Below are 21684 nucleotides of genomic sequence, written 5' to 3'. Positions count from 1 at the left end.
CCTATATATTGTATTGGTACCATCTTGTTCCGGCACAATATGATGTGGTTGAGACTCAGTTAAAGTGTTTCAATTTCTCATGTTTAGTTTTATTTCAGGTCTGTTTGCTATTATCGGTAGCAATGTTGAGGCTATTAGTTTTATTGAAATTGCATGAGGTAAAGCGTGTTGACTATATATGTGGTGATAGTAACTATGGTGATATAATCTCAGCTTGCAATTGATGAAAAAACATTCGATGATATCCGTGTAACGCCCCAAAATAAAAGGAAATTACGCAAAATGGATGAAACTACAGAACATTCTGCAAGGTTTAGTTTTATTAAACACAATTGGGGTAAATTAACAGCAGCAGCGATAGCTATCGCCACTTTTTTTACTTGGTATGGCACAATAACAACTCAAGGTAAGTTATTTATCTGTGATTTGCTTTCTGTGGCATGGGACAAAGATAAGCTGTCTTTTTGTCAAGTAAAGTTCCCCGATCAACAAGATTTAGCTTTAATCCAATACCTGCGTGATTTAAAAAAAGAAGGTCATCTCTCCGAAAAACAGATTTCACAACTAAAGCTCTTGCAAGATGAATTAACGAATAAAGCTTTTTCAAAATTAATTAGTAAACATAAAATAGATAATGAAAAACTCAAGGAAGACACTAAATCAACTATTCAAGAAGCGGTACAGCAAGGTGATGATACTGAATTAACAGCGATTGCTTTAATTGAAAAAGGTGAAATCGACAACGCACTAATAATATTAACCCGGCATGCCGAAAAAGCTTCTTCTGACACAGCTAAGCAATGGCGACGCATTGGTGTTCTTGCTTACAATGTTGATACAAAACTAGCTATTGAAGCATATGAAAAACTAGCTGCTTTAAACAGTGCAACTGTTTGGGACAATATTTACTTAGGTAGATTATATCAACGCAATGGGTCACTCCCACTTGCATTGAAAACCTTTCAAACAGTCTTTAATAATTTAACACCTCAATCACTAAGAGATAAAAGCGTTTTATTTGATGAAATAGGTTATGTTCAGCAGCGACAGGGCGACCTGAGCCAGGCCCTGAAAAGTTATCAGGCATCTTTGTCAATAGCAGAGCAGCTGGCCAAAACCGACCCTGGCAATGCCCAGTGGCAACGTGACCTGAGTGTTTCCTATGACAATATAGGCGATGTTCAGCAGCGACAGGGCGACCTGAGCCAGGCCCTGAAAAGTTATCAGGCATCTTTGTCAATCAGGGAGCAGCTGGCCAAAACCGACCCTGGCAATGCCCAGTGGCAACGTGACCTGAGTGTTTCCTATAACAAAATAGGCGATGTTCAGCAGCGACAGGGCGACCTGAGCCAGGCCCTGAAAAGTTATCAGGCATCTTTGTCAATCAGGGAGCAGCTGGCTAAAACCGACCCTGGCAATGCCCAGTGGCAACGTGACCTGAGTGTTTCCTATGACAATATAGGCGATGTTCAGCAGCGACAGGGCGACCTGAGCCAGGCCCTGAAAAGTTATCAGGCATCTTTGTCAATCAGGGAGCAGCTGGCCAAAACCGACCCTGGCAATGCCCAGTGGCAACGTGACCTGAGTGTTTCCTATAACAAAATAGGCGATGTTCAGCAGCGACAGGGCGACCTGAGCCAGGCCCTGAAAAGTTATCAGGCATCTTTGTCAATAGCAGAGCAGCTGGCTAAAACCGACCCTGGCAATGCCCAGTGGCAACGTGACCTGAGTGTTTCCTATAACAAAATAGGCGATGTTCAGCAGCGACAGGGCGACCTGAGCCAGGCCCTGAAAAGTTATCAGGCATCTTTGTCAATCAGGGAGCAGCTGGCTAAAACCGACCCTGGCAATGCCCAGTGGCAACGTGACCTGAGTGTTTCCTATGAAAAAATAGGCGATGTTCAGCAGCGACAGGGCGACCTGAGCCAGGCCCTGAAAAGTTATCAGGCATCTTTGTCAATAGCGGAGCAGCTGGCTAAAACCGACCCTGGCAATGCCCAGTGGCAACGTGACCTGAGTGTTTCCTATAACAAAATAGGCGATGTTCAGCAGCGACAGGGCGACCTGAGCCAGCCCCTGAAAAGTTATCAGGCATCTTTGTCAATCAGGGAGCAGCTGGCGAAAACCGACCCTGGCAATGCCCAGTGGCAACGTGACCTGAGTGTTTCCTATAACAAAATAGGCGATGTTCAGCAGCGACAGGGCAACCTGAGCCAGGCCCTGAAAAGTTATCAGGCATCTTTGTCAATAGCAGAGCAGCTGGCGAAAACCGACCCTGGCAATGCCCAGTGGCAACGTGACCTGAGTGTTTCCTATAACAAAATAGGCGATGTTCAGCAGCGACAGGGCAACCTGAGCCAGGCCCTGAAAAGTTATCAGGCATCTTTGTCAATAGCAGAGCAGCTGGCGAAAACCGACCCTGGCAATGCCCAGTGGCAACGTGACCTGAGTGTTTCCTATGACAATATAGGCGATGTTCAGCAGCGACAGGGCGACCTGAGCCAGGCCCTGAAAAGTTATCAGGCATCTTTGTCAATCAGGGAGCAGCTGGCCAAAACCGACCCTGGCAATGCCCAGTGGCAACGTGACCTGAGTGTTTCCTATGACAATATAGGCGATGTTCAGCAGCGACAGGGCGACCTGAGCCAGGCCCTGAAAAGTTATCAGGCATCTTTGTCAATAGCAGAGCAGCTGGCTAAAACCGACCCGGGCAATGCCCAGTGGCAACGTGACCTGAGTGTTGCCTTTGAGCGCATAGGCGATTTAGAAGCAGTAAATGGAAACATAGGTACGGCTATCACCTATTATGAAAGAAGTTATCCTGTTGCAGAATCATTAGCTGAGAGATTTCCAAATAATAATCAATTTCAGTCAGATTTCGAAATAACAAGAAAAAAATTAGAATACTTACGTAATAAACAGACTCAGTAGCAAAATCAAAAATGAAACACTTCTCTAGGGAAGTGTTTCATTTTTTGCAGGTATCCTAGAATTTTCGAACGAAACTATGCGACCTGCCCGGTGGTCGTGAATCAGATTTGAAACAGAAGGGGGGAGACTGTTTCACTAGGTTTAGTACTTTCCATTGCTTTAATTAGCTGTTAGTTGTAGCAAGCTGTCACTCTTAGCTAAAGCTGGTCGTTTTATGATTTGGGTTGTAATGGCCTGTAATTACTCACTAATAATACTTATTGTATGATCTTGACTTTTAATCCCGATAAGCAGATAAACAGATGAAAAGGATTAAAAACAATTCGCGTTAAGTTACTCGGCAAGTGAACCCCGACATGAGTTCACATTTTAAGGATAAAAAAATGAAGAAATGGATTTTCGCAGTACTGAGTTTACTCATAATCTTTCCGGCAATCGCTGAAGATATCCAAACACCACCACCGCCACCGCCTGGTGGTGGCTCTAGAGCGGAAATATGCGGCAGCTTGCAAACGTATGAAAGGGTAAAAAGTACCTGTATTAGTTACGGTTATTCATATCCAACGATCCAACTGAGATATTTTACTAACGATGGAAATAATGTTGTTTGGCGAATTAAGCAAGCCAAGGTATCCGATCAAGTGACTGATTACTGGGTGATAGAAGGCAGCATTGGCTGTCAGGGCTGCACGGAATCATTATCAGATGCTGAGGTTGAAAGGATTGGGCAAGAAGCCGCTGAGGCAATGGCTTACAATGAACATAACCTTGAAACTAGACCCTGGTATACAGGAAGAGGAACAAGCAATGTCAGCAATAGCGCTAACTGGGCACCCGCTCTTCTGAATTCTGTTTTCGGCGGTGTAGCTGGTAGTGTATCCGGCGAATTGACAAAACAGATGCTGGCTAATGAAAAAAATAAATCCACGAATGACAGAGCGCCGATAGAGGTAATTTACATGAAAGATTCTGGTATGCCTATTGGGGCATCCAGACATACCCCGGATGGTAACGAAGTTGTTTTAATGCTTAAAGACAGAACAGGGGAAGACGGCAGGGCAGAATTATATTGGAGTGGCCGCGTAGACTATGAAACCGCTGTCGATATAGGCTTTGCTTTTAAAGATTACAGATGGGGAACGGGGAGAGAATACGGTTGTCGCGTCCTTTTCACCGGCAGTACAGATCATATGGTGCCGCAAGTAGTTTGCTATTAAACTTGCCCACTCACTTAAAGGTCAACCTGATATAAGACAAGCCCGGCGTTGACCGGGCTTTTTAGTTGTAGTCGCTGTCTATCATTTCCGCTTTTCGGTGATTGCCGGGGCTGTAAGAGCCTGGAGAATTCTTGCACAAGCATTCGTTATCGATGCCGAGGAGGCCATTTGTGCATTTTGTTGAGAAACAATGGCGTTTTGCATCCCCCGAGAAAGGCTATCTGCAAACATGGTATCTATCATATCAACTGAATATTGACTATCATCCGGCCCTAACGGGCTAATGCTATTGATTTTAAAAGAGCTCATTTATCATTTCCGTTAGTTGCTGTCTTCCGACACCTAGCCGAACTTTTCCCCTTAAATTTCATTAACTAATAACTTAACACGATTAAACTTAGGTGCAACAGAATAAGCCTCAAAACTTCAAGCTTCAGCAAGTTTATGTAGGAGAAAAATGAAAATCCTATGTTTCGCCGATTAGTCCCTGCTTTTATTTTTTAAGCTGAAACTTATATTTAAAGAACTGAGGAAAAACAGAATGGCTATTGGATTTTATAAGAATTGGGATGCTCCCGTTAATGTCGATACAGTCTTAACGGAAGCTCAAATCAAAAACAGCTTGGCAGCAGCTGCTAATGCAATAAATACTAAATTCCCCGCAACAGACGCTGATGGTTTTAATAAAACCTATGAACAGCCAGAATCGAAATGGCGTCAATTTAGTGAACGAACGTCAAGTACAAAAGATAATCAAATCGTGGTCTCTAAAGGTATGCATCAAAATGAAAATATGAATGTGCCAAATGTTGGAAACAATACCCCCGTGCAACACATAACTTGTGATACATACGAACAGAATGCTGTTAGCTTTCATATTTTTTGTATGGTTAGGCCAGGTACAAATGCCAACGATGTAGACAGATGGAGACCTGTTAAAATAAGTCACGTATCTGCAGGAAAATCTACATTTCTAACCTAACTTGTAGAGGTTTCAATCGGCACTGACATTTCACATTTAAAAGAGAGAGTTCCCCGTTTAAGCTATCTCATACCGACTTTGATATCACCGTCAATGAGAAGAGCAGCTTATTCAAACCTTAAAAATGAGCAACCAGCTATTCCTTTTGGCCGATGAAAATAATAGTGCTAAATTAAACTTTGATTGTTCAAGCCTGATGTTAATACAAATCGACAATGTCAGGCATTCTGCCACACCACGGCTGTGCCTGTTCCAGCTGCGCAGCCAATTTAAACAAAGTAGTTTCATCACAGTACGGTGCAACAAACTGAATGCCTACCGGCAAGTTACTTTCACTCCAATAAAGAGGTACAGACATCGCCGGTTGCCCGGTCAAATTGGCCAGCTGGGTAAAAGGGGTTTTATCCAGGTTTTTACGCGCCTCGCCTTTTGTTATCTCCAGCAGCGATTTTTTAAACAAACCGGCCATGCCGGCTCCCATAGCTATGGCAAGCCGGGTTTGTAATCTCTTCATGCCGCTCATTGCCAGAGAGCCTACTGCTACCGGCAGGCATGCGTTGGTTGGCGTCATTAATAAATCATAATCTTGGTGAAACAGGTCCATTTGTTGTTTGATACAGAACCAGTCGCGTTTCGCGCTAACATAATCACTGGCCGAAAGGCACTGTCCCATAAGCGCAAGAAAACGGGTATTGTCTTCAAGATCTTTTACCGATTGCTCCCCAAGCAATTTCTTTAAGTCGACAACATCGGCAGCCGTGTGGCCGAAATACATGGTCAGGTAACTATTAAGCAGCATATCACCGCTAAAATCAGGTCGCTTCTCTTCAACATGATGGCCTAAACCTTCAAGTAATGCGGCACTGTCTTCTACCGCCCGGATATATTCAGAGGCTACTGTGCCGCCATAAGGAGATTGCGTGGTAAAAGCAATACGCAGCGGCTTTAACGGGGTATCTAAAGCACTAAGGTAGCTTTGCTCCGGCGGTTTAATAATATAGGGCGCCCCTACTCCTGCTCCCTGTATCTGATCAAGCATGGCGGCGCTGTCACGTACCGACAGCGACAACACATGCTCACAACTGGCGCCATCCCAATGTTCGCCGCCAACATCGGGGGTACGGCCGCGGGACGGCTTTAAGCCGAACAAGCCACAATGCGCCGCCGGTATGCGAATGGAGCCACCACCGTCGCCCCCGGAAGCCAGCGGCACTATCCTGGCCGCCACTGCAGCGGCACTGCCGCCGCTTGAGCCGCCTGAGGTCAACTGTGTATTCCAGGGGTTACGTGTCGGGCCGAACGCATCAGGCTCGGTAATACCCATTAAGCCGAATTCAGGGGTATTGGTTTTGCCGAAAATATTCACGCCGGTTGCTTTATATCGGCTGACCAGTTCAGTATCTTTTTCCGGCAGGTAATTATTATAAGCTTTAGAGCCATTGCTGGTTACTACCCCTTGAACATCTGAGAGTAAATCTTTCAGCAAAAATGGCACACCCGAAAAGATGCCCTCTGGCAGGTTATCAACGGATTGCCGGGCAAGGTCAAAGAGGGAATGATTGATAGCATTTATTTTCGGGTTAACTAATTCTGCGCGCCGGACAGCCTCATCAAGTAACTCTTTAGCTGTCACTTGTTTGCTACGAACCAATTCAGCCAACCCTAAGCCGTCATACTGATGATACTCTTTAAATCCAGACATTTAGAAACAATCCTTGCTTATTTTCATTTGCCTGAATTCCTTTTAAGAATGCAAAGCAACATTTTCACTAAAAGAATTTGACCAGTCTATTCTATTTACGGATAGCACTCCACTTTAGAATATATTGGGACACCTCCAAATTGAACGTGGATAATTTTATGCTTTAGCCAATTTATGAAGCCCGATGGTGCTTAATTTCTCCCATAGAAACCTAAAACTAAAGTTCATTATTCAGCGGGTAATCTCTTACCCGGCGGGTATTGTTTTACCTAAGCTGTTGTGCCCGCCCTGCTTCACCTCAGCAGTCACTCTTTGATAGTTTTCACTGATATTTCATATGGTTAACCTTATTCTTTAAGCATAAACACATTGGCATGTGATCTGCTATTACATATTTTCAATCTTAATGAATCAGGTAATTCCCCATGCCCGAAGAAACACCGGGAACAGTCTTTGGTTTGAGTGAATCTCTGGGATATGACAGCAGCAAAGTCTCCCGAAATTTCACTGCCTTTCAGGACGGTTCCAATACATCAGCCATGAGCGCCAAGCATATGGCACAATTTACTCGCCCGACAAAAGATGGGCTTGCGGTACAAGGTCCCATCCACCATTCGGTGTTTGAATCGATGGCGGATGAAGTAAGGTCTCAGCGTGTTTCAAAGGATAAAAATTTCAAAGGGCATATGACCAATACTGTTCATATTAGCGATCAGGCCACCTCTCCTCGTTTTACTGCTTTGGGAGTAAAAAAGCGAGATGATGTCGGCAGTGGCAGGGGTGTTATTTTGAACTCGACAGCTCATGGCTCCAGTATCGATGCGGGGAAAACTCACTTGAGGGTGCTAAAATCCAATAGTCACCTGGATTCAACCGTGTAACAGTTGCTTTATGGCCGTTAATCATCATTCATGGGAGCATCAAGCATGAACAGCCTCATATTCACTTTAACCGGTGACGTCAGTTTTCTGTTTTAGTCTATTTATAACAGTCTGGAATGATATGGGAGAATAAGTACTACAATCAGAGCTCAGCCACATCACACTAGTTAAATTTATTGTTCAACAAGGGGTTAAGCACCTTTTTTAATGTCGTCAACTCATCATCAAAATTGGCCCAGGCATTCAAACTGGTTTGATAAATAGGCTGTCTAACCTGTTCAGAACTGGCGGTATTAACTGCTCGCTTATTGTTATAAAACTCAAGACAGCTCTGCTCAAAAGGCAGATCACAATAGGCTAAAATTTGACGCACTTGCCGTTCAAAATCATTAACCACATCTTCGTAGTTCACCGTCAGCACTTCCCCCGGCATAACTTTATGCCAATACTCCATTAAGCGAATGTAATCTAAATAATATCGTCCTATGTTTTCAAGCCCGTAACTAAAAGCCTGACCTGATGAAAAAAGTTGTTTAAAGCAGCTAAAACAGGTCGACATAGGGTCACGCCGGGCATCAATGATTTTTGCTTGTGGCAGTATGAGTTTAATGAGCCCGATATGGGCAAAATTATTCGGCATTTTATCAATAAAAAAGGATGCACTACCGCGATGTACCTGGGTTTTGCTTAAATACTCTTCCCCCAGCGCTTTACGTTGTTGTCCGGATAAGTCTGCTATGATTTCAGGATATTTTGATCTTTGTTCCCGTTTGCTGCGACCTCCGAGTTTTCTGACCATGGCAATGATATCGGGTAATTCTTTTGTACCGTCAACCATAGAGTGGCTAGCCAGTATTTGTTCCAGTAAAGTGGACCCTGAACGGGGTAAGCCGACAATAAAGATCACATCACTTTTATTGCAACCCTGGCTATTTTTTTGCTCAAATAACGCCTGGTCACAAACGCCAATGGTTCGGTCAACTAATGCTGACGTTTCGCAGGCATCATAATGTTCGCTTTTTTGCTTGAGGTCGTTACCTTGTTTATAAAAGTTAAAAGATTGTGCAAATTCTTCCCTGTCTTCAAACGCTTTTCCTAAGGCAAAACACATATTAATCAGGTCTGCAGAAGCAAGAGCTGTGTTTGAAAGTTCATGTTGCATTGCCTGTATTTCAGCTTGCTCAAAAGTGTAGGTTTTTAAATTAGCCAGACTCCAATATGCTTCGCCACAATCAGGTAAAGAGGCAATGGCCTGGCGATATGATGCTACCGCAGCGTCATATTTACCTATGGTTTTAAGTGCATGACCTCTACTGGTATACAGCCCCGCCTGTTCAGGAAACTGTACGATTAACTCATCATAAAGGTCTATGGCCGCACTAAATTGACCCAACCTGACCAAGATAGCGGCCTTTTCTATACGTTGTGGTGCAGTGCCGGATTGCGCCTGCTCCAAAAGGTTAATTTGCTCTAATGCCTGCTGGCTTTTTTCACGTTTATTTAATACATGCGCATAATTAAGCCGGGCAAGGTGATAATCGGGGGCCAGCGCTAAACAACGTTCGAGCAAATGTTCGGCATCGGCAAAAATGCCCAATTTAATTGCAACCTCAGCAAGTAGCCGCATGGCATTGACATCTGTTGGCTGTGTTTTCAAATGCGCACGGCAAATTCTCTCGCAAAGCGGTAATTTCCCCTCAATAAAGGCCTGTAATGCCAGGCCCAGTTGAGGATACTTTGTCGAAAAGCGTAAATATTTATGGTGGGCCTGCGCAGCACTATGGCTGTCGCCTGCCAAAAGTAATAATTTACTCAGCAATTGCCAGCTTTGAGGCAGTTTTTCATTAAAAGCAACCGCTTTTTGTAATGCGGCTATTGCCGGTTTAGTTTGTTTTAGCTCGTGTAAGGTAAACGCCAGCTCCTGATAGGCCAAAGAAAATTTTTGTGTCTGTCTAACCAGGGTTTGTAAAGTTGTTTTTGCTTCATCTAAACGGCCCAGGCCTCTTAACGCACAACCCATAATAAAAAGCGCATTCGGCTCTGCCGGGAATACTTTGAGAATTTCCTGCCCTTGCTGCAAGGCGGGTTCGAAAGCGTTATGCATCAGCATTTCATGAGCATGTTGTACTGCAATAAGAATTTCTTTTGTGCGCTTCTCATGCTGCGACATTTTTGCTCCCAATCAGATAAATGAATATGAGACACGCTGTTAACCAAAGCGATAAATTCAGGCGGTGAACAAGCATATGTAACTAGTTTACTTAAGTTAATTGCACTCTATCCCGCCCCTTACATTTACACCTTAGGTGCCGTCGCTTGTTTATACGACTATAGTTCATAATGGAACCACCTTGTTTTGACAGGCAAATGAAAAAAATAAAGCCGTATTGGAGCCTCATATGAAAGTTCCACAACTATTTCTTTTTCTTGCACTTCCTGCTGTTTCTTTAGCAAATGCCAAGGAATGTGACCTTGTTCACGTAGGTTGCTCTAATTCGTGGTATCCGGTGTCTTTTTTATTACCGACAGATAAAGATAAAGCAACCGGCATTGCCGTAGAAGCAACCCGTATGGCGGCAAAACAATTGGGGTTATCGATCAAATTTAATTGCATTATGCCCTGGGCAAGAGTCGTTAGCGCTATGGATACCGGTGAAATAGATATGCTGGCGGGCCATTATTTCACCGAAGAGCGTGATAAAAACTGGTTAGTTGGCAACGCTATAACAAGTGATGATGTTCGCGCGGTTTACAGAAGAAAAGAATTGTCGATTCACACGGTTACCGATCTAAAATATTTGCATGGCGCCAAAGTCAGAGGGGCAAAAAATGGTGATTTTATTGACAAATATACCAGCGGGGACTTGCCCGATTATCCTATCTCTGAAATCGTCGATTATGACCAACTGCTTGACTTAGTGCTAAAAGGTCGGGTTGACTACGTACTTCGTTCAAAGCGCGATGCATTGGAATATATCAAAATGTACGGGTTGGAAGATACGCTTTTTCTTTCAGAATCTCTGACAATGAACCCTGTACATATTTCGTTTTCTAAAAAGTCAGCTTGTGCGCATCTTCTGGGGAAGTTTAATCAACTATTTGAGCAATATAAAAAAACGGGTATTGTTGAAAAGTTGTCCATCAATGCAATACAAGCTTATTGGTCAGGTGCTGAAGTGTCGCCATTATTTCCCCAAAAAAGCGCCGTGAACTAAATAGTCAGAGCCTGCTTATCTGTGAGGTTTTTCTAAGCTGTTTCGGTAGATGACTATCCAGGGATCATCAAACTCGGACAATCTTGGTTGGTTGCAGGGCCGATACACGGCGTAAATTGCTCAGCCCAAGAGAAAAACCGGCAAGGTGAACTGGGCTCCCGGACAGGAAAAAGCAGCATACTATTCCCCGGACGAATACCAAGAAAATAACAAATTTTGAGTTTCTATTGGCAGTCAAATTAGGCAGTTATTCTTTAATCACAGCGGACATTTCCATAATAGAGGGCACCATCTAAGGTGCCCATTTAATTTAAGCGATCACTGTGCTTAGCTCAAAGATATTGTCGCAAGCCTTGCCACATAGAGGAAGCAAGCAAAATCATATTACTGCTCTGCACCGCACCAGTAATCGGCTAACAGATTTTCCTAACCAATCAGACAGATGAACAAGGCTTCAAAAAGTTAAGAGAACATAGTGATAACTAGTTATAGTCTACAGGCGTACCGCGCATGACTAACCGCATCGCTAGCGGCACGTGGTCGGATATATCGTTGACGAAATCAGCCATTGATTTGTCAATCCTGACGATGGCGGCATCATCCCCAGAAATATCGGCAGGTGATAAATCCCGGCTTATCACGATATGATCAATGACTGAGCGTCGGCTACCGCCCACATAGGTGGCGGCATCACTGTCTGAATCATCGGCTGTCAGGGCAAACAAATCCGGACTGTCTTGCAGGGCCGCGAAGACTTCAGTGTTGAGAATATCGTTGTAATCTCCCCCCATAATTACAGGCAAACTTTGCTCATCTCGGATGTCTTTAATGATATTCACCAGTTTTTCTGAGGCCAGCGTTCGCCTCGCCCGGCTTGCCGCATCCCCAAATGCTTTAAGGTGCAGCACGATAAGCATAAATTTAACAGCTCCATGATTATCCGCCTTCACGGTACACTCGGCAAAGAGCGGTTCACGAGGGAAGGCTCTCTTGCCTCCACGGGTACGGGCATCCAGTAAGTCTGCATATTTCTGATTTAAATCGTCGCGAAGCATAACCTCGGTGGTATCGCGGTTATATAGCACCGACAAATCCTGACTACCCCGCACATCCAGTATTTCAAAATCAGTTTCAGTGCCTTTTAGCCTTAACGCCTCAACTAATTTTTTCATCGCGCCTTCCTGCACTTCAACCAGACCCATGACATCCATTGAGAAATCATTAATGATTGAGGCTACTTTGTTAACCCGTGTGTTACTGACACCATTATTAAAGTGCTCTATGTTCCAAAACATCACATCGGCAAAGTCTGCGCTGCCACGGAAGTTAGGCACTTCGCCTTCCAAGTCTTGGTCGTCCAGAACACCTTCAATATCAAAGAAGCCGAGAAAAGGAGAGGAACCTTGTACACCGCTGATTAACTCTGCCAGCAAGGCTGAGCTGGTTGATTCGCTGCGAGATCGCAATATCAAATCATTTACTATCGACGCAATCCGTATTCCTTCATTAATAGCACGTTGCGGCCCTTCCATCCAACCTGCATGATGCAGTGCCACAAGGTCCCAGTCGTCGTTAAATACAGGCGAACCTGACGAGCCTGGCTGCGTATCTGTACGGTAGTGCACCACATGATCACCCAGTGCCATTACCTGGTTATTGCGAAGGGCAACCTCTTTTGTCCGGCCTTCGGGATGTTGAACAATATTGACACGTTCATTTACGCTTACTGTGGTGGGATCCCTGAGAAGCCGGATTGCTGACCTATTTTCAATTGCGCTGGTATCGCAAGCGGTCACAGTATAATCTAAATCTTTATTGGTGATGAAAAAACGTTCAGGTTGCAATCGAACATTAATTGCATTTTCATTATCTTCATAATCAAATTGCACGATACTTGCCCTGGCTGTTGCTATATCTTCCAGTACATGATTGTTGGTCAGTATAAAAGAGCTGTTTATTATCAGAAAGCCGGTACCGGAGCTGACAGGCGTGCGAATTCGACAAACCGCATCTGCTTTACTGCTACCTTCATGCAGAAACGATGCTTTAAGCAGGTCATTGCTCAGGTCGATTTTTTCGTAATAGCGGGAAATTTCTTCCCGTGCCCCTTTACCCGCTTTAGTTAAACTGCCTTTGCCATGATCATAATTAACCTTAGCTACTTTCAAGCCTCTTTGGCGTGCCCGGCGGCAGGCGATATACGCCTCATCCTGGTTACTTAGCGGCCTGCTGGTAATAAAAGCGTCCTCACCGGGGCACTCCTGCTCAGGTAGTAACCTCAATTGTTCTGCGACCGCAGCTTCAATCATGGATTCAAACCGTGCTGCCACAGATTTAAATCCATTGTTGTCAGGATGTAGCTCGTCAAACCAGAGTTCCTCGGCCACAGCACCGCGACAATCAATGTAGCGAACATTGCCGGCAAAGTTACTGACCAGTGACTGTAACGCCGTATTGAAACGATTAATCATTTCATACACGATAGCGGTCTGATCATCAGGGTTTTCAAAACCAACAGAAGCAAGAGGTTTACCTAACCACCTGCCTTTTTTCGCAATAGCCCAATCATAGCCGTGCACACAAATTACCAGAAGAGGGAACCGCGATGTAAGCCGTGTAAATAGCCCGCTATAAAGCGCGATAAGCTCGGTCAGGAAGTCATCAAACCTGCTGTTGATATAGCTTGAAACAGGGCGGCGAGGATCGTTATTATCAAAAGGGTCTACCATAGTGGCCAAACGCCTGTCACCGACCATATCATTACCGCCTGCACTCAACAGCAATACATCAGGCTTCTCCTTAACAACGGCATCGGTGATTTCATCTTCGTCAATCATGTCATTGAGTAAATGCCCGGCGCCGCCAAGACTGTATATCGCGTACTTATCGAACAACTGATCGATGACGTCCTTTAAAATAATTGGATACTGAAACCAGGAATCTCCCTCTGATACTATCCGTATACCTTGGTAACCGCTGTTAATTTTACGTCGATACTGTTTCTGTCTGCGCTTTTTGCAAAGCCAGTTGAACGCCGACAGCAAGACCTCCCCCTCATCCTCTCCCATTTCCACGCGTTCGGGGTTTATCTTTATTGCCGGAGAAAACGCTAATGAGTTTTTTTCATCAATTTGAAGGTATTGAGCGATACTGGATTCGTCAATATCCAAATTTTTCACCATGTCCAGCAGTTGACGGTAAGTGATCTTTTTTTGTGAAGTTGCCATATCTTTCCCTCCAGGGTTGTTGGCTACTTAACACAAGTGCACTGACACATAATTTTCTCTCACTCAAAGTAGTGGTGTATTGGCGAGTTTAATCTTGTAATTGTAACTATTGCGTATTCCGGTGAAGATGATCAGCTATTACGGTTGGCTGTGCTCTAATTATCTAGGACACAAGGCTTTTAAGGTGTGATTTCAGACGCATACAAGCTATTTGCAATCGACATGACATGTGCTAACGCCGATAAATAGCCGACAGCCAAACAAAAACAGGCCCGGCGATTATTCAAACCTTCTGTAATAACTCATGCCAATGTAACGTGGACGAATGATAGTCTCGGTACTGTCCCAACTACTACTGCCGCGTGATAGTTGTGCGCGCTTGTCGGTAAGATTATTGACCGTAAAATTAACGCCCCAATTTTCCATATTCACGCCCAGAGAAAAATTAACAACGCCGTAGCTCTTATTCATCTGACGTTTATCGAAACTGGTATCACTGGTTGAGAATTTAAAAATATCGTTGTGTGATTCACCGACATAGGAATAAACCAACTGGGCGAAACTGTCGAAACCACCAACAACAAAATTGTAACGGTTAACAATATTCGCTTTAAATTCAGGTACATTAGGCAGCTCTGTTCCTTCGGGAGAAAAATTACTGCCTACCAGCAAGTCTTTAGCAAGTTCCGCCTGATTGAAATTGAAAGCGGCACTAAGGGTCCAGTCATTAGTCACCAGATATGTCAGCTGGGATTCCAGGCCCACTATCTTAGCTTCACTGGCATTGATGGTCACCGCAACCGGGGTTTCATAGGACAAGTCGTAACGGGTGAACTGCATATCATCCCAGGTCATGTGATATAACGCCCCGTTCCAGCGAAGCTTGTTGTCCAGCCATATGGTTTTCCAGCCAAATTCTGTATTGGTAATAATATCGGCGTTATAAATTCGCTCAACAAAAGCGGATTCATCCCGGTTGATCCCTCCTGCCCGATAGCCTTCAGACCAGGTAAGGTAAAGCATTTTTTTATCATCAAGCTTATAGCTGGCATTTAATTTAAAAATACTGTCACTTTCATCGTCTTGAATATCAACATCAAGAATGGGAAACCCGGGGGCGATCAAGCCGTAACCAGAAATCCCGGACAAACGACTGTCATTTTTAAAGAATCGTGCGCCAACCGTGAGCGTGGTTTGCTCACTCACCCCGTAGCTGAGCTCACCAAACAGGGCTGATTGTTTATCCTTGCGTGTCTGGTCGGTTAAATACCAGAGATTGGGCTCGCCAAAGGGGCTAAAATCAGCACCTTTGGCTAATCCCTCCATTTGCCATTCGTGCCGATAATCATGGCTGGTATCTTCATAATATAAACCGACAATATATTGCAATGGACTGTCATTAACGGACTGAAGGCGCAGTTCGTGGCTGTCGCGCTTATAATGGTTATCTTCATAATGAAAAATAGCCATGCTGGTACAGTCGACATCGGCAGTGCCGTAATATTCACAACCGTAATATTGGATCCAGTTGGTGGAAAAATAATCGGCATAATCGGTGTAGTCATTGAAATATTCAACATCCCGCTCCATAAATGAGCCTGCGTAAACCAAAAGGGTCTCTCCCAGTTGGCCTTCCAGCGTTAATGCTGCCTGGTCAAATTCATCGGCCATTGAATCAGGTAAAAACCGTTGAACTTCCAGATCGCCCACCTCACCGTTCGGGCTTTGAGGATCATGAAACCAAACTCCTTGGGTGTCTTGTTTTTGCCTCAGATAACTCGCCGTTGCCGTCCAGTTTTCATCCAGGTTTATCTTTAAGGCTGCCCTGGCGCCTTCATTGGTCAGCTCATTAAAATCATCTTTGATTGAGTTATTATTATGCTCTTCTACCGTGGAAAAACTGCCGCCGTCGGTCAGTAATGCATAGGTACGGGTACCGGCAATATTATCGATATAACCGCCCTCTTCTTTCTTCCAGGCAACGAGCCGTATGGCCGTACTTTCCGACAAGGGAATATTGACAAAGCCATCGAGAGAATAACTGGTATCGCCCTGATGAGTCGAACCGTAACTGATATCAAATTGTCCCTCAAAAGCATCGGTATCCGGCTTATTGGTAATAATTCGAAGCGTTCCGGCTTGCGAGCTAACACCAAACAAGGTACTTTGCGGGCCGGCAAGTGCTTCAACCCGTTCAATATCATAAATATGGACATCAAGGTTACGGCCAATAGCAGTTACCGGCTGTTCATCAAGGTAGACAGCAACACTGGGAAGCGAGCCCGATGCATTACCGTCACCACCATCTGATGCTCCCCGCATATAAACCTGGCTTCTACTGGGTCCGGAAGTCTGAAACGAAACACTGGGCAACAAAAGGGCGTAGTCCTGGAAGCTGCTTATCTCAAGCTCCTTAAGAGCAGCATCGCCGAATGCTGTGATGCTTGACGCAGTATTCTGAATATTTTCAACGCGTTTACCTGCTGTAACCACTATGGTTTCAATGCCCGATTCGGCATTAGCATGCGCTTGGTTTGACACTTCATTGCTCTTTTGTACCGCTGTATTCCCGGCCTCTTCAGCATTGACCGAAGTCATGGTTGCCGCAGAGCCCACCACCAAGGTTGAGAGCGCTAGATGGTGAAAGTTTATCGCCTGAAATGAATCTCGGATTGCCGCTAGCAATGGCTTGAATTGAGTAGGCTTATTTATTTTACTCTGGCTGGCATCAATCATAGCAAACTTGCTTCTACTCACACGTTAGCGGTAAACATTGCCCTTAAAGTTTAGAATAACCTCCAGGTTAACTCCATATAGCGGAATATGCTCATAGTGATAAACGGGGAGTAAATACTTAGGGTTATAATACCGCAACCCCAGATGTTAAAAATCAGGTCTGCACCACCACTTACATCGAATACCTGTTGATGTGGTAATAGCTGCCATTCAAAATGGCAATTACGTTTAGTAAGCAGAGAAAAATAGCATGATAGAGATTGCTCAATACGGGCAACCATCCTTTGTCGACTATATTTATGATTCGACGTGCATTCACCTTCCCCGCAATAGAAAGACGCGGCATATCAAGGTGTCAGTATATGATCATTCGGGAATAAACCATTTAGTAATAGCCTGATACGAACCAGACCTTATGGTCACATCCTTTAAATTAATACCGGTTGTCTTTTGATAATGTTGCTTGATGATATTATGAAATTCGTACTTATAAATTTGAGGCTCTTCTGAATAGGTTCCTTCGGGAGGTTGAAACTCGACGTCAACTGTCAAATGGGCATTTTCGATAACCGGATCAAAGACCCTAAAGTTGCCGCCGTTACCGGCACTGAAGGTGAACTCCTGGAGCTGTTCTGAAGAATTGCCACCTCCTTTTCTAAGTTCCATAAATGAGCCACCACCAGCTCCTCCCTTTAAAGCCTGGCGTAAGCCTAACAGACGATTAAGTACTTTATGCCAAAAGGGGGCGCCTAATCCGGCAAACAAGCCTGATATGATAATTCCCACAATGACATATAAGTTCAGGTTTTCCCCCTTTGGATAATAATTTCCTATCCAACCAATTTTCAGGTCATATTCCTGAAGCTTGTCCAGTTGTTGATTGTTAAGTCGGATCAGGCGCTCCAGTTCACTTCCTTCCACCTGATCGAGTTTGTCTCCATTACCATAAAGTTGATTTTGTGCTGTAACCAGTTGATCATTGATTAATGATTCTCGTAACTCTGGGTTGTTACTGAGAGCCTCATATAAGTGAAATGAATTGATATTAAGAACAAAACAAACAACCAAAGCAATTGCGGTTGTGCGCTTAGCGGTCATCACTTGAAAATCACGTGTGAACTCCTCATCAACTTCCTCAAAAGCATTTCTCAGGGAATTAACAAATATCTGCGGCTCAGCAATATCCGGTGCTGCATTAACCAACTCTTGCGGAATAGGCTTTATATCCAAATGAAAGCGTTTTTTCCGCTTTTGCTCTTTTGTCAGCTCCTGAGAAGGTTTATTAGCGTCTTTAATTTTTTCAAAAAGCCCTGTTAATTTTTCTCTTTGAGCTTTGTTAAGGCCATGAGCTGTAATAACCTCCTGTAACTCCCTGTCTAATTCCCTGATAAATTTTTCGTAGAATATGTTTCTGGTGCCCAGATAATATCGGACAATGTCAAGGAGAAGTGACGATATCTGAGCAACTATCAGCATAATGATACTGAATCCGATAAATGTATCTAAATTTTCCATAGTCTGTTCCTACGCAAAAATAATCGTGGATTGCTTATCAAAATCGGAGCCGGCAAACAAAGTAGGTTGATCTATCAGGTCAATAGCCGGGATCATATATCCCTTACCTTTACTGCCGGCGATATGCATTCCTAACAGAACTTTTTTGGAGTCATCTACAACCGGAGAGCCGCTGTCACCGGCTCTTGTATTGGTGTCATATTCAATCATTACCCGATGAAATGCCCGGTTTTTGTGCCCCTGATATTGATCATAAACAACGGCCTTATCTATACCCCGAAAGACATTAAAACCCGATGCTTTTTTAGCTCCTCTCGGTGTCATCACCCATCCGCTCTTGGGTGTATTTTCAGGATAGTAAATGTAATCATTTAATTTAGGGGCACCTGTTTTCTTCTTTAATTCTTCAATGTGCGCTTTTTTTTCAGCGTCATTCATGCCTGAAAAATCAATTTTAGCCAATGCAGCATCAAAGCTGGGTAACCCCTGCTTCTCAAAATAAAGGTTACCTCTAATACAACCATCGTATGTAGCCACTTTGGTCTCAGGGTCGTCCGCAAAGAAGATATTGGTATGCTTATCGTAGTGAGGGAAATTATGAAAGGTCAGCCCCAACACATGCAGGCAACTCATTAGATAATAACCTTTATCTTCATTCTTGCTCCCTAAAATCCTGACAATGGCAGTAACCGAACCTTTATCATGAATGTTAGAGTCATCATCCCTTTTAACTAAAATTTGTGACGCCATTATTATCCTCCTAACTCATCTTGCAGCATGATCGCCGCTTCGGTAGCTTGAGGAAACGATATAGAGTCGACTTTGACACTTTTCCCTTTCGGAATTTTATTTAGCCCACGCCTGATATGAGAGCGAATAACAAACTTAAGCGTATCCAGATCACGCACCGCGAAGTTCTTGCAAAATGCCGCTTCGCTAATTGGCTCAACAATCACTTCAAGATTTCGCTTAGTTTCATCATATTCAACCAGTTCTAAGTTTAAGAGGCTTGGACAGCCGGTGGGAATAGCAGTTTCCATGGCACAGGTGAGTAGGCCATTATTAGATGTTTCATCGCAGGTAATTTTTTCACCTTTTAATGCAGCCTCATATCTAGGTCCCTTATTAATTTCTCCTTTTGTTACGCTTTTACAACCAATATCCTTTAAGGATTCATCTCCGTTAAGTTTCTCCAGCAATTGTTTTACCAGCTCCTCTTGCGCTACCACATCCGAGTCACCCGGATCGCCCAGTATTTCAATTTTACCGTTAACTTTCGCACCTGAAGCATCCGGAATCAGCGAATAATCTTCTTGTAGCACGTAACTTACGTCACCATCCTTGTTAATTTTATAAGTGGACGGAGCCTCAGTAGCGCGCCAAGCACTCAATTCAGGAGCTGTACAAGCTTTAGGGGGTTCCGGCTTTTTTGCCGTGGCCGGCTCCTGCTCCTTTACCGACGACAAGAACTTAATTAATGGAGCAAGATCTCCGGAGCCTGCCGCACCGGGATCCCCTTTGGTGCCGGTTTTGTCGTAAAGCTCGCCGAATGGCTCAGTATTCTCATCAATTCGTTCAATAGCCATGTAGCGGAAGGTATTAAAACTAATATATTGGTAGGGGTATCTGGGCACCGTAAAGCGACCTGTCAGATCATTCTGGTGTGTGCGGGCATCCTTGATAGCATCAGCATTGAACATACTGGAGAATGAAGATTTTGAATGATCTTTAAAGGTATCCAACGTAAGGGTTGGCGAAATTGCTTTACGTTCCTGCAATTCGCGAGGTTTTATAATGGGGTAAAAACCTTTGGCAGCATAATGCACTACTACTATCTTCAAAGTGATAGGTTTGGTGATATCTACCGATGCCAGGTCTTCTGCCAGGTTTGTCACTTCGCTGTCGGCATCACTTTGAGCCAAAATATCTTCCTGGGCATCAGCAATCCCTTTAGTCACTTTGCCAGCGAAACCCAATACATCACCAGCAGCAGCTCTTGCCAGATCGACACCAGTATCAAGTAATTTAAAAATACGTTCATTAAGCTGACTGTTGTCTACAAGGGCATTATAGCTTTGCAAGCTCCAGCCCTGCCCTAAGTTCAATTCAAACTTAACATTGCCCAGCCCCTGCTTTTTAGATATGGCATATTGTTCTTCAAAATCAGGCACATAAGCAATATCAAAGTTACCTCTTAAAGGTTGATAAGCAAAGGCGCCATTATCGTTAGTCACTTTTTCTTCGGCAATGCCTGTATTGGTGACAGGCGTAACAGGAGGGAGAGTTATATTATTACTTGGCTCTTCGGCTGCGGGCTCTGCCTTTGCCTCAGCAGGCGTTTCTTCCGCAGCTTTCAGGGCTTCCCCTAAATTTTTAAGGACATTAGCACTATCAATTTTTGTTTCATCTGAACTATCCGAACCACCTGAAGAACTTTCACTCTGTGCTCCTGCATCTTTATCATCACCGCTTCCCTTACCGCTGCCGTTAGAATCTTTGGTAGTTTCTGATAAACCTTGTTCATTCTTCTTTTTTCTTTGCAAAACAGACATCGACGAAATTTCAAGATTTTCAAACGGGCCATTGACCTTTCTCCAATTCAACTCCCCCGAATCTGAGGCTGATTCGATCGAAACTACATTAGAAATAAGAACCGACTTGCCATCCAGAGACATTGTCCCGGTTGCCAAATAAATATCCGTTCGAATTGGAAACGACTCAAACACATTGATAAAAGGCCTGGGCAAATAAAAGCGAAAGCCTTCAATATTATCGGCTTCAGCCTGCATTTCATCCGTCCACAAAGTGTACTGGGTTGGCGTAGGTATTTTTTTTACAGATACACCAGCACAACCAACAAGTACCACAAGGTAAGCAGCTAAGGCTAAACCCCATTTTAGATTAAACCGTGATAACTTAAGAGCCATTCCATATTCCTTCAATTACAAATTATAGGTATGTAACAACGCATTAACGTAAAAGTTAATAATAGAAGTTAATTCAGAATATGAGCAACTTTGGATACCTAGAGACTTATTATCAAGTCACTAAAGCACCACATTGATTGTAAAAAACAACCATAAGAGTTCTATTGCTGCTGAATTTTGCAGTTTTAGTAAAAAGCAATAAAAATCAAAGAAATAAGGACGAGAACAATCACCGAAAACAATCTCTGGATATAAAGATTAAAGCTAAGAGATAGTTGCGGTCCTCAAAAACTTATAAGATACGAAATATTTGATATTATTTAATAAACACCTAAACGGTAAACAAGGCCA

General features: G+C 43.8%; 13 protein-coding genes. 5 read left to right on the top strand and 8 right to left on the bottom strand.

The genetic code is table 11. The annotated features are described in order from the left end of the window. Positions 1–951 precede the first annotated feature (951 nt). Together SG35_RS30605 and SG35_RS30600 are read left to right on the top strand one after the other, a co-directional pair. Positions 952–2931: a tetratricopeptide repeat protein gene (locus SG35_RS30605; RefSeq protein ID WP_274055505.1), complete on the top strand. Its 1980-nt coding sequence runs from the start codon at positions 952–954 to the stop codon at positions 2929–2931. Positions 2932–3314: 383 nt separating this feature from the next. Then, the gene (locus SG35_RS30600; protein ID WP_044830601.1) at positions 3315–4148 is read left to right on the top strand and encodes a hypothetical protein; all 834 of its coding nucleotides are present in this window, start codon (positions 3315–3317) and stop codon (positions 4146–4148) included. An 81-nt stretch (positions 4149–4229) separates the two neighbouring features. Here SG35_RS30600 and SG35_RS30595 read toward each other — a convergent pair whose 3' ends face one another. Continuing rightward, complete coding sequence (locus SG35_RS30595; protein WP_053042746.1) at positions 4230–4457, bottom strand: RebB family R body protein; 228 nt, start codon at positions 4455–4457, stop codon at positions 4230–4232. A gap of 232 nt (positions 4458–4689) precedes the next feature. Here SG35_RS30595 and SG35_RS30590 point away from each other — a divergent pair, with 232 nt between their 5' ends. After that, positions 4690–5130 (top strand): hypothetical protein, encoded by a 441-nt coding sequence (locus tag SG35_RS30590; RefSeq protein ID WP_044830602.1) that lies wholly within the window; start codon positions 4690–4692, stop codon positions 5128–5130. Between the two features lie 199 nt (positions 5131–5329). On the opposite strand, the gene SG35_RS30585 is transcribed toward SG35_RS30590, so the two are convergent. Beyond that, positions 5330–6832 carry an amidase gene (locus SG35_RS30585; RefSeq protein WP_044830603.1) on the bottom strand — a complete coding sequence of 501 codons (1503 nt, stop codon included), beginning with the start codon at positions 6830–6832 and terminating at the stop codon, positions 5330–5332. A gap of 425 nt (positions 6833–7257) precedes the next feature. Between SG35_RS30585 and SG35_RS30580 the strand changes: the two genes are divergently transcribed. After that, a complete protein-coding gene (locus tag SG35_RS30580; protein WP_044830604.1) occupies positions 7258–7713 on the top strand; it encodes a hypothetical protein in 456 nt (151 codons plus the stop codon). A gap of 163 nt (positions 7714–7876) precedes the next feature. Here SG35_RS30580 and SG35_RS30575 read toward each other — a convergent pair whose 3' ends face one another. Then, positions 7877–9883 (bottom strand): tetratricopeptide repeat-containing sulfotransferase family protein, encoded by a 2007-nt coding sequence (locus SG35_RS30575; protein ID WP_044830605.1) that lies wholly within the window; start codon positions 9881–9883, stop codon positions 7877–7879. Positions 9884–10112: 229 nt separating this feature from the next. On the opposite strand from SG35_RS30575, the gene SG35_RS30570 reads away from it, so the two are divergent. After that, positions 10113–10928, top strand: coding sequence for a substrate-binding periplasmic protein (locus SG35_RS30570; protein ID WP_044830606.1), 816 nt, complete (start codon positions 10113–10115; stop codon positions 10926–10928). A gap of 482 nt (positions 10929–11410) precedes the next feature. Here the strand turns inward: SG35_RS30570 and SG35_RS30565 are convergent, their stop codons facing one another. From SG35_RS30565 to SG35_RS30545, 5 genes are all read right to left on the bottom strand, one after another. Further along, positions 11411–14155: a trypsin-like peptidase domain-containing protein gene (locus tag SG35_RS30565; protein WP_053042747.1), complete on the bottom strand. Its 2745-nt coding sequence runs from the start codon at positions 14153–14155 to the stop codon at positions 11411–11413. Positions 14156–14434: 279 nt separating this feature from the next. Beyond that, complete coding sequence (locus SG35_RS30560) at positions 14435–16696, bottom strand: TonB-dependent receptor (RefSeq protein ID WP_236702501.1); 2262 nt, start codon at positions 16694–16696, stop codon at positions 14435–14437. Between the two features lie 561 nt (positions 16697–17257). After that, positions 17258–18406: a hypothetical protein gene (locus SG35_RS30555; protein ID WP_044830608.1), complete on the bottom strand. Its 1149-nt coding sequence runs from the start codon at positions 18404–18406 to the stop codon at positions 17258–17260. A 9-nt stretch (positions 18407–18415) separates the two neighbouring features. Continuing rightward, positions 18416–19156 (bottom strand): hypothetical protein, encoded by a 741-nt coding sequence (locus tag SG35_RS30550; protein WP_044830609.1) that lies wholly within the window; start codon positions 19154–19156, stop codon positions 18416–18418. 2 nt (positions 19157–19158) lie between these two features. Continuing rightward, positions 19159–21333 (bottom strand): hypothetical protein, encoded by a 2175-nt coding sequence (locus SG35_RS30545; protein ID WP_152646450.1) that lies wholly within the window; start codon positions 21331–21333, stop codon positions 19159–19161. Positions 21334–21684 lie beyond the last annotated feature (351 nt).

This window comes from Thalassomonas actiniarum, from assembly GCF_000948975.2.
Lineage (GTDB): Bacteria > Pseudomonadota > Gammaproteobacteria > Enterobacterales > Alteromonadaceae > Thalassomonas > Thalassomonas actiniarum.
Note: the sequence above shows the minus strand (reverse complement) of the source record. Positions and strands in the feature narration are given on the sequence as shown.